This is a genomic window from Flavobacterium turcicum, assembly GCF_011365745.1.
Lineage (GTDB): Bacteria > Bacteroidota > Bacteroidia > Flavobacteriales > Flavobacteriaceae > Flavobacterium > Flavobacterium turcicum.
The window spans coordinates 227,001-240,652 of sequence record NZ_JAAOBY010000004.1 but is presented as its reverse complement, the minus strand read 5'-3'; the positions used below and the strand labels follow the sequence as shown (position 1 = coordinate 240,652).

13 protein-coding genes and 1 riboswitch are annotated in these 13,652 nt (G+C 34.8%); all 13 genes read right to left on the bottom strand.

Annotation, left to right across the window (positions count from 1 at the left end; genetic code table 11):
- Positions 1 to 70: 70 nt before the first annotated feature.
- The 13 genes from cysD to G9Q29_RS09230 all read right to left on the bottom strand — a co-directional run bounded on the left by cysD (position 71) and on the right by G9Q29_RS09230 (position 13,632).
- Entirely contained in the window at positions 71 to 970 is a 900-nt protein-coding gene (cysD, locus tag G9Q29_RS09290; RefSeq protein ID WP_086453338.1) for a sulfate adenylyltransferase subunit CysD, read from the bottom strand.
- A 110-nt stretch (positions 971 to 1,080) separates the two neighbouring features.
- Positions 1,081 to 1,785, bottom strand: coding sequence for a phosphoadenylyl-sulfate reductase (locus G9Q29_RS09285; RefSeq protein WP_317164737.1), 705 nt, complete (start codon positions 1,783 to 1,785; stop codon positions 1,081 to 1,083).
- A gap of 11 nt (positions 1,786 to 1,796) precedes the next feature.
- A complete protein-coding gene (locus G9Q29_RS09280) occupies positions 1,797 to 2,699 on the bottom strand; it encodes a sulfite exporter TauE/SafE family protein (protein WP_166136111.1) in 903 nt (300 codons plus the stop codon).
- A 114-nt stretch (positions 2,700 to 2,813) separates the two neighbouring features.
- The gene (locus tag G9Q29_RS09275; protein WP_144891578.1) at positions 2,814 to 3,224 is read right to left on the bottom strand and encodes an RrF2 family transcriptional regulator; all 411 of its coding nucleotides are present in this window, start codon (positions 3,222 to 3,224) and stop codon (positions 2,814 to 2,816) included.
- Positions 3,225 to 3,325: 101 nt separating this feature from the next.
- The gene (locus G9Q29_RS09270) at positions 3,326 to 4,498 is read right to left on the bottom strand and encodes a trans-sulfuration enzyme family protein (RefSeq protein ID WP_166136108.1); all 1,173 of its coding nucleotides are present in this window, start codon (positions 4,496 to 4,498) and stop codon (positions 3,326 to 3,328) included.
- Positions 4,499 to 4,619: 121 nt separating this feature from the next.
- On the bottom strand, positions 4,620 to 5,045 hold the full coding sequence (locus G9Q29_RS09265; protein ID WP_166136105.1) for an OsmC family protein: 426 nt from the start codon (positions 5,043 to 5,045) through the stop codon (positions 4,620 to 4,622).
- A 74-nt stretch (positions 5,046 to 5,119) separates the two neighbouring features.
- On the bottom strand, positions 5,120 to 5,740 hold the full coding sequence (locus G9Q29_RS09260) for a DUF3592 domain-containing protein (RefSeq protein ID WP_166136102.1): 621 nt from the start codon (positions 5,738 to 5,740) through the stop codon (positions 5,120 to 5,122).
- A gap of 58 nt (positions 5,741 to 5,798) precedes the next feature.
- Positions 5,799 to 8,213, bottom strand: a complete 2,415-nt coding sequence (thrA, locus tag G9Q29_RS09255) for a bifunctional aspartate kinase/homoserine dehydrogenase I (protein ID WP_166136099.1) — start codon at positions 8,211 to 8,213, stop codon at positions 5,799 to 5,801.
- 19 nt (positions 8,214 to 8,232) lie between these two features.
- Entirely contained in the window at positions 8,233 to 9,195 is a 963-nt protein-coding gene (locus G9Q29_RS09250) for an alpha/beta fold hydrolase (RefSeq protein ID WP_225872921.1), read from the bottom strand.
- A 77-nt stretch (positions 9,196 to 9,272) separates the two neighbouring features.
- A riboswitch (SAM riboswitch) is annotated at positions 9,273 to 9,380 on the bottom strand.
- Positions 9,381 to 9,612: 232 nt separating this feature from the next.
- Positions 9,613 to 9,822, bottom strand: a complete 210-nt coding sequence (locus tag G9Q29_RS09245) for a hypothetical protein (protein ID WP_166136093.1) — start codon at positions 9,820 to 9,822, stop codon at positions 9,613 to 9,615.
- A gap of 488 nt (positions 9,823 to 10,310) precedes the next feature.
- Entirely contained in the window at positions 10,311 to 11,519 is a 1,209-nt protein-coding gene (locus tag G9Q29_RS09240) for a sterol desaturase family protein (RefSeq protein ID WP_166136090.1), read from the bottom strand.
- Between the two features lie 18 nt (positions 11,520 to 11,537).
- Positions 11,538 to 12,644, bottom strand: coding sequence for a homoserine dehydrogenase family protein (locus G9Q29_RS09235; RefSeq protein ID WP_166136087.1), 1,107 nt, complete (start codon positions 12,642 to 12,644; stop codon positions 11,538 to 11,540).
- A complete protein-coding gene (locus tag G9Q29_RS09230; protein ID WP_166136084.1) occupies positions 12,631 to 13,632 on the bottom strand; it encodes an alpha/beta fold hydrolase in 1,002 nt (333 codons plus the stop codon). The genes G9Q29_RS09235 and G9Q29_RS09230 overlap by 14 nt, the downstream gene beginning before the upstream one ends.
- Positions 13,633 to 13,652 lie beyond the last annotated feature (20 nt).

The following is a 13,652-nucleotide window of genomic DNA, read 5'->3' as shown; positions in this document are numbered from 1 at the left end:
TTTCAAGTTTTAAAAACTCCTTACCTTAAATCTTTTAATTTTTAAATCCTTAAATCTTTCAATTGGTATTCTAAAAGTATCCTTGTTGTTTTCTTTTTTCCATCGCTGCTTCTGAACGTTTGTCGTCAATTCTAGCGCCTCTTTCTGAAATTGTTGAAGATCTAATTTCGCCCACTACTTCAGAGATTGTTGCTGCGTAAGAATCAACTGCTGCGGTACAACTCATGTCACCTACCGTTCTAAAACGAACAATACGTTCCACGATTTCTTCGTTTTCTTCTTGGTAAACAAATGGAGAGTGAGACCAAATCATTCCATCACGTAAGAATACTTTACGCTTGTGCGAAAAATAAATCGATGGAATTTCAATTTGCTCTTGTTCGATATAACTCCACACGTCTAGCTCGGTCCAGTTCGAAATTGGAAAAACGCGTACGTTTTGACCGTTCTCTATTTTTCCGTTTAACAAATCGAATAATTCAGGACGCTGATTTTTTTCGTCCCATTGACCAAAATCATCACGCACCGAAAATATACGCTCTTTGGCTCTGGCTTTTTCCTCGTCACGACGTGCTCCACCAATACACGCATCAAATTTAAATTCTTCGATAGCATCTAAAAGTGTTGTGGTTTGCAAGCTATTTCTGCTAGAATATTTTCCGGTTTCTTCAACCACTTTTCCTTGATCAATGGCGTCTTGTACATTGCGAACGATTAATTCTAATCCTAGTTCTGCCACCAATTTGTCTCTGAATTCAATGGTTTCCGGAAAATTATGACCTGTGTCTACGTGCAACAACGGGAACGGAATTTTAGCCGGAAAAAAAGCTTTTTGCGCCAAGCGAACTAAGGTAATCGAATCTTTTCCGCCCGAAAAAAGCAAAACCGGTTTGTCAAACTGAGAAATTACCTCTCTGAAAATGTATATCGCTTCGCTTTCTAAAGCGTTTGTTTTTAATACTGAACTCATTATTTTTAGTTTAAGAGTTTAAAGTTTAAAGTTGAAGGTTGTTGTGACCTCGACGAAAATCTTACCACTATTATTTTTTTTTCTATTCTCTTTATTCTACTTTCTTTATTCTATTTTTGGTGCAATCCGCATTCTTTATGACTGGATTCCCACCACCATCGTCCGGCTCTGATGTCTTCATCGGGAGTGATGGCTCTTGTACAAGGTGCACAACCTATGCTTACAAATCCTTTTTTGTGTAATGCATTTTGTGGTACATTATTTTTTTCTAAATACTCTTCTACTTCTTTCAAAGTCCATTTTAAGAGTGGATTGAATTTGATAATTTCAAAATGTGCATCGTATTCAAATAGTGCTAAATCATTTCTGTTTTCGGATTGCTCTGCTCTCAAACCAGTGATCCATATTGAATTTCCTTTTAAAGCTTTGCGCAAAGGCACTACTTTTCGAATGGAGCAACATTCTTTTCTATTCTCAACCGATTCGTAAAAACTATTAGGTCCTTTAGTTTCCAGTAAATTTTCTACTGCTGCTGCCTCGGGAAAAAATACTTTGATATGTTGGTTGTATTTCTTTTGAGTTTTATGAAAAACATCATACGTTTCTTGAAATAATCGACCGGTATCCAATGTGAAAATTTGAATTTCAGCACCACTATTGGCAATCATTGCTGTAACTACTTGGTCTTCTTGACCAAAAGAAGTTGATAAAACAACTTTATCTTTATATTCGGCAGCTAAATAAACAAAGGTTTCCTCTAAACTAAGGTCCTTTGTATACTCTGCTAATGCCACTACTAATTCTTTACTCATAATCTTATTTCGTTTTACAGCAGTTTTGATAAGGTTTTTAAACTCAAAAGAATAATTAAAACACCTACTAATATCATCATTGATTTCCTTGGAATCTTATTCACTAAAAATGCGGCTAATGGAGCTGCCATTACGCCTCCTAAAATCAATCCAATAATTACTTGCCATCCTTGAATACCTCCAAAAAGCATAAATGTTACCCCACTTGAAAAAGCTACTGCAAATTCTGCCGCGTTAACTGAGCCAATTGTATATCTTGGATTTCGCCCGTTTCCTAATAAAGTAGAAGTCACAATTGGTCCCCAACCTCCACCTCCTACAGCATCCATAAAACCTCCAAAAGTTGCCAGAATACCTAATTTTTTAGTTTTCTTTTTTACCAGATTCTTTTTTAATGCTTTCCTAATAATGATTACTGCCAAACCAATCATGTACAAAGCGATGAATGGTTTTATCACTTCTCCATCAATCACATCCGACAACAAATACGCTCCTGTAATAGAACCCAAAACACCTGGAATTAACAAATGCCTTACTAGCTTTTTGTTGATATTTCCAAAACGATGATGTGAAATGGCTGACGCTCCTGTTGTAAACATTTCAGCCACGTGAACACCTGTACTACTGATGGCAGGCGGAATTCCGTACGCTAATAAAAAAGAAGTTGAAGTTGCTCCATAACCCATTCCTAACGTTCCATCTACTAATTGCGCAAATACACCAATACAGAAAAAAATTAAAAACTCTTGATCAAAACCAGCTATCAAGCCATCCACTGAAAATTCATCATGGTGGTTGTACACTAATGTTGCCAATAATCCTATCAACAAAATTGCAGGAACGAGCACCCATAAACGCTCTACAAAACTTGTTGCAGGGCTTTCGGTATTATTATTCACTTTTAATTCTTTATTCATTCCTTTCAATTCAACAAAATTTAATTTAAAAACTTTTACCCTATCGGGTTACTAGATTATTGTGCAAAAATAATATATTTACTTTAATTACGAAACATTATTTCTAATTAAAACTTAAAATGCAATATCAGCTAAACTATTATTTTCCAAAACCATAAGCGTATTATCACGCACTTCGGTCATTAATTTACGAACGGCGCAAGTGGCTTCATCAGTACAATCGTCACAAGGCTCGTAAAAATTATGACTGGCACACGGCAATAAGGCGATTGGCCCTTCCAGAATGCGATATACTTTAGCCATGCTAATGTCCTTCGGTTCTTTTATCAAATAATAACCGCCGCCTTTTCCTTTTTTGGCTCCCAGAAAACCAGAATGGCGCAACAACAATAAAATACTCTCTAAAAATTTGAGTGAGATATTTTCAGATTTGGCAATATCTGCAATCGCAACAGGAGTTTGATCTTCTCGGCGCGCCAAAAAGGTCAATGCTTTTATACCGTATTTTGTTTTTTTTGAGAGCATTTTACTGTTTTAGAATTGTATTAAAAAGATTCGCAATTATGAAACATTGCATTGTTTGAACCAAAACTACAATCTAAAATCGTTAATCCCAAATCTATCAGTTACGAAAGCGCTTGCTCCAAATCGGCAATTACATCAGTTACGGTTTCTAAACCTACAGAAACACGCACTAATCCATCGGTAATACTTACCGCCAAACGTTCTTCGACAGATAATTTACTATGCGTTGTTGAAGCTGGATGCGTAACAATAGTTCTGGTATCTCCTAAATTTGGCGAAAGCGAACACAATTTAATTTTATCTAGGAAAGTTCTTCCAGCTTCTAATCCTCCTTTAATTTCAAAAGCAACAATATTGCCACCCAACTTCATTTGCTTTTGTGCAATTTCATATTGAGGATGCGATTTCAGAAAAGGATATTTCACTTTATTCACCTGAGGATGATTCTCTAAAAACTCCGCTACTTTTAAGGCATTTTCGCAATGTCTGTCCAATCGAATGGCTAATGTTTCTAAACTTTTTGATAACACCCACGCATTAAAAGGCGATAAAGAAGGTCCTGTAAGTCGGGAAAACAAATAGATTTTCTGAATCAAGTCGGCATCGCCAACGGTTATTCCGCCCAAAACGCGACCTTGACCGTCCATTAATTTAGTAGCAGAATGCACCACTAAATGCGCTCCCCATTTGATTGGTTGCTGCAAATAAGGCGTTGCAAAACAGTTGTCAATAATTAAAATTAAATTATGCTTTTTGGCAATATTTCCTAGCAATTCCAAATCAATAATATCAACAGCAGGATTGGTTGGTGACTCTGCAAAAAGAATTTTTGTGTCAGGCGTAATCAAACCTTCAATAGTCTCGGGTTGATTGATGTCAAAATACGAGGTTTGTATGTTCCATTTTGGAAAATAATTAATAAACAGTGAATGCGTGGCACCAAAAACACTGCTCGAAGAAACAATGTGATCCCCTGAACTTAATAGAGCAGCCATAGTAGAATACACCGCGGCCATACCAGATGAAAAGGCAAAACCAGCTGCTGCTCCTTCCATAGCGCAAACTTTGCTAATAAATTCGTTGTTATTTGGGTTGCTGTAACGACTGTAAATATTCCTGTCTTTTTCTTCTGCAAAAGAGGCACGCATGTCTTCGGCATCTTCAAATACAAAACTAGACGTGAGGTACAAAGGCACCGAATGTTCTAAATATTGTGTTCTTTCTAACTGATTGCGTATGGCTTGGGTTTCGAAACCAAATTCTTGATCGTTCATTTATTTTTATTTTTTAACACGAATTGCACCAATTTGCACCAATTCATATTGTTTTAAATTTCAAAATCAAATTGACAAATCTGTGTAAATCTTTGCAATCTGTGTTTTTTTATTGGATAATTTATAATGGCAGTCCGTTCAAAACTACTTTGTAATGTATGGTAGCTGTTGGTTCTAATGTTTTGGAAACCGAACAGTATTTTTCAAATGAAAGTTGTGCAGCTTTTGCGGCTTTGTCCTCCTTGATATCACCTTCTAAATAAAACACCACATGGATGTTTTTAAATGGTTTTGCTTCTCCTACCTGAACTCTTTCGCCTTCAACCTCAGCTTTGAAAGATGTGATTTCTTGACGTTGTTTTTTCAAAATCGAAATCATATCAATGGCGCTACAGCCTGCAACTCCCATCAAAACTAATTCCATCGGACTAGCGCCCATATCATTTCCTCCATATTCAGGACGGCTATCTACGTTTACCAAATGCCCTCTTTCGTTTTTTAATTCGAAATGGAAATTGTCGTTTACTCTGTTTAATGTTATTTTCATATTATTATAAATTTTACTTATCCTCAACTCCCCCTTTTACAAAAGGAATAAAACATAAGAATTATTATCATTTCTTATTTTTCAATTGCATGAAAATTAACTTTTTCCAGGACAACTACACTACTTTCCATATCAATATTCGTAGCGCCTGACAATAATAAATAAATACCTCCCAACCAGATTAAAATCAGAAGTACTTGAATGTATTTTTTAATATTTTCATACAGTAATGTTAAAAGTGAACCTATCATTGTAGCATTCCATAAAATTGAAAATATCAGAACAAAAACTATAGAGCCATTTATATTAGGTATTATAACAGACTCATTCTTGTCATTAGGATTAACGTAAACCATAATTTTTTTACTTTCTTGTAGTTTCCTAAATAAATCCTGATGATCTTCAAAATTATTCATACTATAGCCAAAGGCTAAATTCCCACCTGAATATTTTTTTGAATTTATAATGTAGGTGTACTTTATAATAAGTTCATGTGATTCCGATCCTTTTGAATTTTTCCTCGAATCAATACTAACTTGCTCAACATTTGCAGCTGTTTGAGTCCAATCTTTAGCTTCTTGGATTTTGATTATATTTTTTAAACTAAAAAACAAAGCCATGAGACCAATGCCTAAAAATGGAATTATCAACCAAGATTTCCAACCATTTTTTACTACAAGCTCTTTAATTCTCATTATTCTGATTTACAATTAAATCCTTATATTTTTTTGTGATTTTTCAAAATCAATCAACTTAACCTTTATCAGACAATCTTAAAATATCACCAAAAACACCTCTTGCCGTTACTGCTGATCCTGCGCCAGCACCTTGAATTACAATTGGTCGGTCTCCGTAAGATTCAGTGTAAATTTCGAAGAAAGAATCAGAACCTTTCAATCCGCCCAATGCCGTATCTAATGGAACCGAAACCAATTTTACCTCGAGATTTCCTTTGTCATTTTGCAAATCACCTGACAATTCGCCTATGTAACGCAACACGTGATTTGGCTTTTGATCGGCTTTTATTTTTGCATAAATAGGATCAAACTCCGTCAATTTATTCAAAAACTCTCCCACATCTCCACTACGCAAATGTTCTGGAATTAAATTTTGAATATTAATTTCTTCAAACTCATTTTGCAAGTCTAATTCTCTAGCCAAAATCAACAATTTTCGCCCTACATCATTTCCGCATAAATCCTCTCTTGGATCTGGCTCGGTATATCCATTATCGATGGCTTCTTTTAAAATCTCGCTAAACGGTACGTCTTTGGCCGAAAAATTATTGAACAAATAACTCAATGTTCCTGAGAAAACTCCTTTAATCTTTGTGATGTTTTCGCCAGAAAGATGCAACAATTTAATAGTATCAATCAACGGTAATCCTGCTCCAACATTGGTTTCATAAAGATACGTCTTTTGGTTTTCTGCCAGAACTTTTCGTAATTTTTTATAAAAACTATAACTCAACGTATTGGCTACTTTGTTTGACGAAATCAAATCGAAACTATTTTCTACTAACGAAATATAATTCGTAACAAAATCAGCACTTGCCGTGTTATCGATCGCTATCAAATTCTCTAAATGGTGCTCATTTGCGTAGGCAATCACATCATCAATAGTATATGAGAATCCGTTGGTTTGAATTTCGTTTTTCCAGTTAGGTGTCACGCCGTTTTTATTCAAAAGTACATTTTTAGAATTTGCAATGGCAAATACATTCAACTTAATGTCTTTTCTTTTTTCGATGGCTGCAGCCGATTCTAAAATTTGATTAATCAAGGTACCGCCCACCAAACCGTGACCGAAAACAGCAATATTTATTTTCTTGGCTACACCAAAAATCTCTCCGTGAATTACATTCAAGGCTTTGTGAAGTTGTGATTTTTTAACAACCAAACTCACATTCTTGCCCGTCACCGTATTGTTGAAAAGAATCGGAACAATTTTATTCTTGATTAATGCGGTGTAAGGTTTGTGAAACGTGCTTAAATCTTGTCCGATAATAGAGATGACAGCTACATCATCAGCCACGGTTATTTTATTGACATCTTTCGAATAGAAATCATTTTCGAATTCCTTTTCCAATTCAATCATGGCAGTAGTAGCTTTGTCAGCAGCCACAACCAAACCTATTCCACGCTCTGATGAACCTTGCGAAATGATACTCACACTGATATTGTTGTCGCCCATTACTCTAAAAATTCGAGCATCGACACCTGTTTTACCAAGCAAACCTCTTCCTTCCAAATTGACCAAAGCCACATTTTCAAGAACCGAAAGCGTTTTAATTCCCTCCTTGTTAGAGTTGGAAGTAATTAAAGTCCCTTTGTTTTCATGATTGAAAGTATTTAAAATTCGGAGCGGAATGTTTTTTTCTAATAACGGAATGATAGTTTTGGCGTGCAAAATAGTAGCTCCAAAATTAGCAATCTCATTCGCCTCATTAAACGATAGATGATCAATTTTCTTCGCATCGACAACTAAATCTGGATTGGCAGTATAAATTCCGTCAACGTGTGTGTAATTTTGTAATTCTTCGGCATTTAAATAATTCGCAATCAACGAAGCAGTATAATTACTACCGTTTCTTCCTAGAGTTGTAGTATCATTGTTGGTCGTAGAACCAATAAAACCTGTGATTACACTTACTGTATTTTCAGTATTTTGCTTAAAAAAAGCAACCACATTTTTCTTCGAAAGTTGTTCTAAGGGTTGTGCATCACCAAATTTAGCATCGGTTTTTATCAATTCACGCGTATCGGTAAAACGAGCATGAATTCCTTTTTCTATCAAGATTGCCGTTAGTAATTTTGCCGAAAGCAATTCGCCTTTAGACAAAATTTGGTCTTTGATTTTTTTACTATAATCGCCAATCAGACTTACACCTTCAAACAATTTTTCTAAAATGGTAAACTCCTCAGACAAATCAACAGCATCATAAACGTCTTGCTGGTATTTTTTAAAATCTTCAAAAATTGGTTTGTAATCTCCGTTTTGAGAAGCAATGGTTAAAATTTGCTCCAATTCATCTGTAGCGTTACCGCGTGCCGAAACCACAATTGCAATTTTCTCGCCCTGATTTACTTTGTCTGTTATTATGGCAATAACTTTATTTAATCCGTCACCATTTGATAACGACTTACCTCCAAATTTTAATATTTTCATTGTGTTGTTTGTTTGTAGCTTAGAATAAATCCTGAAGCAAATTGTGTAATTGTTTGTATTCTATCAAAAAAGCATCGTGTCCGTGAATGGAAACTATTTCTTGATAACTGACTTTTTTATTTAATTTTTGAAGTTGCTCAAAAGTGGCTTTATTTTCACTGGCTGTAAAAAACAAATCCGAATTGATGGCTATGATGTGAATTTCTGCCGTTACAGCTTCGATTGTATCTTCAAATGATGACCGATTGCGAGTGACATCAATGGTTTTCAATAATTGATTCATCATTTTATAGGATGCCAATTGAAAACGCTGTTGCAATTTTTCGCCGTGATGCAACAACCAACTTTCAACATTAAAAATGGCTAACTCCTCATTAGTGGTTCGCTGAAATTTTGCCGCAAATGATTCTGGAGTTCGGTAACATAACATCGCGTGTGCGCGGGCATCCTGAATGGGTTTAGATGAGTTATTCAGAATTTGTTCTTGCAAAAAACAATTGGCAATAAGCCAGTCTGTAGCTTTCCAATCGGTCGCAATAGGAATTAATTTTTGGGTTATTATTGGTTCTAATGCAACCATTTCCCAAGCAATTCCACCACCTACAGAACCTCCGATAATCGCGTAAAGATTTGTAACCTCAAGCAATTGAAGGCCTTCAATAAAAATCCTGGCAATATCTCTAGTAGTGAAATCCGAATAATTTTCAATTACAGCTCCATCAAATCCATTTCCGGGAACGTTAAAAGCAAGTACGGTATATTTGGTAGTATCGATAGTTTTGTTGGCGCCAATTAGGTCATTCCACCAACCGTTAGCGCCCACAACCTGTGAGTTACCGGTTAGCGCATGATTGACCAAAACGATAGGAGCTGTATGTAATGGCAACCCAAAAACTTGATAACTTAAGTTGAGATTGGCATAAATTGCACCCGACTCCGTGGTGAAATTGTGTAATGTAATTGTTGTTGGTTTATTTTCCAATTTCAAATCTGTTATAATTAGGACTTGTGTTTGGAAATATTAGAAAGAAAGCTAGGTGTTATCTAGACAAATTCTTAGTGTTATCTTTCCACGATGGGCGTGGTAGAATGCAGCACCTTCTTCGATAAATCGAAGGGTTGCTAAGGCTTCATCGGGTCTAATCCCTCTGCCTTTCTTTATAACATTTCAATACTGTTGAGAACTTTCTGAGTGCAAATTAAAGATTAATTTTGGTAACCACCAAATTTAAATACGCAATCGATTTTTCTGTTTCGCAAAGTAAGTGACTTTGGTACAGACATAAAAACATAGGAAGTCCTGACAAGGTAACATAGAACAAAACCATTTTTTTACCTTGCCAAAACAACCTTTTTACCTACTGTGTTAGCTATTTTCTTAACCTGAATAGTCATTGCATTAGATAAATAACTCTTCATTCTCTTGAGAATACATTAAAAAAAGCAATGAATTTGGAACTAACTTTTGAGCAATTGAATCATTAGTTGCAAACTCAAAACGTGGGTGAATTAAAACATTCACAGCTTCAACTGCTTTAATTTTTTTGTTTCGAAAATTGAACTTTCGTAAAAAACGAAACGGATCTGATAAACTTCTTTTTGTTTTCATACTATTGGTTGTTAAAATGTTACTATTGTTTTTCTGTTAATAAATTTCATAAAGCAAAAAACCCTTTTAGATGCAAATCCAAAAGGGTTTTAAGTAGTTTGTACTTATTATTATCCTTGGGATTCACGAATAGGGAGCGCCAAATGCGGCTTTTGCAACGCAATGCATCGAAATTTGGACTGACTGTTTTTTGTAATTATTTAAAATGTATTGAATCATGTATTTTTTGTATGGTGTTCGAATTTCTCAAAAAAAAAGCTTCCTTGTTCAGGAAGCTTTCATATATAATTTTAAATTAAAATTATGCTATAAGCATCCCTCAGGAATTTTCCTGTGCGACTTTATGCGAAAAGCGGATTGAAATTTTCATTTTGTTTTGATTTGAAATTCAAATATGCAACTTATTTTTTAAATATCCTAATCCGTCACATTAATTTTTGTAACCTAAAAACTAACCTCAAGTAGAAGAGAAAAAACAATACGCTAAATTAGTTTGAAAACAATAATTCTCTAGATCGCGAATGAATAGTCTGGTAAAACAAAACACTTATGACTCCTAGCAATACAAAGACAACAATCAAATATGGGTTTGAAAAAAAAGAAAGTGCCACATAACTAGCAACAGCAATTCTTACGAATTCTAAATGGAAAATCCATTTCTTTTGTTCGAGCATCGCGCCAGTTATTATTACACTAAGAATGATAAATCCTGTCATTACAAACAGTGCTACACCCATTAAATACTCCGAAAATAGAATTGTGAAAAACAAAACTGTGACTGTTACAATTGTTTGTGACACGACCGCTCGAATTAGTTTCTGTGAGTACTGAATGTCTGGCGCTTTTTGAGAATACTTTCTTTCTAGTAGTTGCCGAATTCTACCGTCAATATCGCTTGGTCCGCCAAAAATTACTTTTACTTTTTGACGAAAAGTTTTTGCCATTCTAAAAGCAACTACTAATTCCAAAACGTAATGAAAATGTTGCCATAAAAAACTATAACTGCCCAACGATTTGGTCAACCCAAAATGAGGTTCTGTGATTTCTTCGGCATACGTTCCAAAAATTTTATCCCAAATAATTAACATGTCACCATAATTTTTATCCAGGTATTCTGGGTTGCTACTGTGATGCACTCTATGATGAGAAGGTGTGACGATGATATATTCTAACCATCCTAATTTCCCGATCAGCTGCGTGTGTGTAAAAAAAGGATATGTACCGTGAATCAATAACAAAATGGTGATCATTTCTGGACTAAAGCCTATGATTGGCAAAGCACACCAAAACAAACCTCGAGCAACCGCTTGAAAAACCGTAATCCTTGCCGCTACCGTATAATTAAAATCGTCACTTTGATGGTGCACAATATGAGATGCCCAAAAAAGATTAACGGTATGACCAATTCTATGATACCAATACCAAAGTAAATCAGTTGCTAAAAACAACAAGACCCAAGTTGTAGGAGTCGATTTTATCGAGAAAATGGAATAATTTGCGTTCAGCCACGTAAAGATAAAGAAAAAACTTCCTGTTGTTAAAAGATCTGCTATACGTTCTGCTATACCGACATTAAGATTTGCTACACTTTCATTAAACTGATGCAGTTTTTTGCTTTTGTTTTTACTTATAAAGTATTCCAAAAGCATGAATGATACAAAAAATGGAATTGCGAATGCAATAAAATTTACTTTCATCTGATTTAATTGTTTGTTCTAAAGCCAAATTGTTTCTTTTGTTTTTATTTTTTCGGAAACTTTAAGAATATCGCTAAGTAAACCTCTAGCAATGGTTTCTGCTTTTTTTCCTGAATGATCACCATTAACTACAATTGGTAAATCTCCGCGAGCTTCTGTATAAATTTCGAACACGGTTGAAGCTCCCTTTAATTGTCCAATAGCTGAGTAAATGGTTTCCGAAATCAATTTGACTTCCAATTTATTATCTGGAATCGAAATTTCTCCAATATATCGAAGCACTTCATACTGCTTTTGATCGTTTTTTTTCTCACGAAAGACCCCGTCAACTGCTTCCAAATCAAATGGGAATTTTGATTTAGCGGCCGCTCTCTCTGAACAAAATTGTAAAAGAGGATTTATTTTTACATCAGAAAGATTGACATTACAGCCTAACTCTCTGGCTAATAACAATACTTTTTTTGCAACGCTAACACCTGAAAACTCCTCTTTGCTCTCTTTTGGTAATAAACCATTTTTTTTAGCTTCTTGAACTATGGTCGAAAAAGAAACTTCTTCGGATCCAAACCTATTTAAAATATAGCTTAAGGATTCTGAAAAGACACCTTTAATTTTTGTGATTTTTTCTCCTGAATAATACAGGTCGTTTACTATTTGTAGAGCTGGAATAGCTGCTTCAAAATTCGTTTCGTACAAAAACGATTTATCAAATTTCTTTAGGTTTCTTCTAATTTCTCTGTAAAAATCTATATGCGCTATGTTTGCGTTTTTATTAGCCGCTACAATATCAAATCCATTCTGAATGATAGGGATATACTGCCTTACCAAATCAGCACTTGCGGTTGCGTCTACCACAATCACGTTTTCTAACTGTTTGCGCTTAGCATAATCAATGATATCATCGATTGTAAAAGGAATTGCTAATTGGTCAAAATTAGATTCCCAAGCGTTTTTTACTCCCTCTTTTTCAAAAAAAGCTAAAGACGAGTTCGTAATTATAGGAAAACGCAAATCAATGTTCTTTTTTTCTTGAAAGAATTGCTGACTTTCAAAAATCTGATTAATCAAAGCACTCCCGACGTTACCAATTCCAAAAAGGATTAAATTTATTCTAAGCGTTGACATATTTTTTCTCAGTTTGGTAGTTAAAAATAGGTTTCAAAATATCCGATAATTGATTGAACTCAACTAAATAGGCATCATGCCCATGAATGGATTGAATTTGATGATAAAAAACATTTTGTTTCTTGTTTATTAATTCTCGGTACGTTTTACGAGTTTCTTCTGCAACAAAAAAATAATCAGTATCAACAGTTACAAGATGGATATTAGCTTGAATTTCGCCTGTAACAGTCAAAAAATCTTTTCTATTTCTAGTAATATCATTCGTTTTCAGCAAATAATTCATCAATTTATAAGATGCTAAACGATACCTTTCTTTTAACTTGAAACCATGATTAAGTAACCAATTTTCGATTTGCATAATAGAAGTATCGTCCAATTTATTTCTTTGGAACCTTTTATTAACGTATTCAGGAGTTCGATACAATAATGTAGCATGTAAACGTGCATCAACAATTGGATCATCGGAATTATTAAGTATTTGGTCTTGAATCAAAACATTTGCAATTACCCAATCAGTAGCTTTCCAATCGGTAGCAATAGGTATCAAATTATCAATTTTATCTCCCTGCAAAACAGCCATCTCCCAAGCGATTGCGCCGCCAAGGCTACCTCCAATAACTGCGAATACGTGATCAACTTTTAAAAAAAATAAGCCTTCCCAAAAAATTCTCGCAATATCGCGAATACTGTAATCGCGGTAATTATCGAGGCGGTTAACCGATACGTCTTCAAATCCATTACCGGGGATGTTAAAAGCGATAATCGTAAAACAATCCGTATCAACAGGCTTATGTTCTCCAACTACTCCACTCCACCAACCATTTTCTCCAGTAACCGTTGAATTCCCTGTCAAGGAATGATTGACAACCACCACGGGAGCTGTACCCAGTGGCTGACCAAACACTTGATAATACAAGGGTAGATAAGCCTTTTGTTTCCCTATTTCCAAATCAAAATTAAAGAGATCTATTTTTTCTAAATTTTTCATTTTGAATACTTTTATACCGT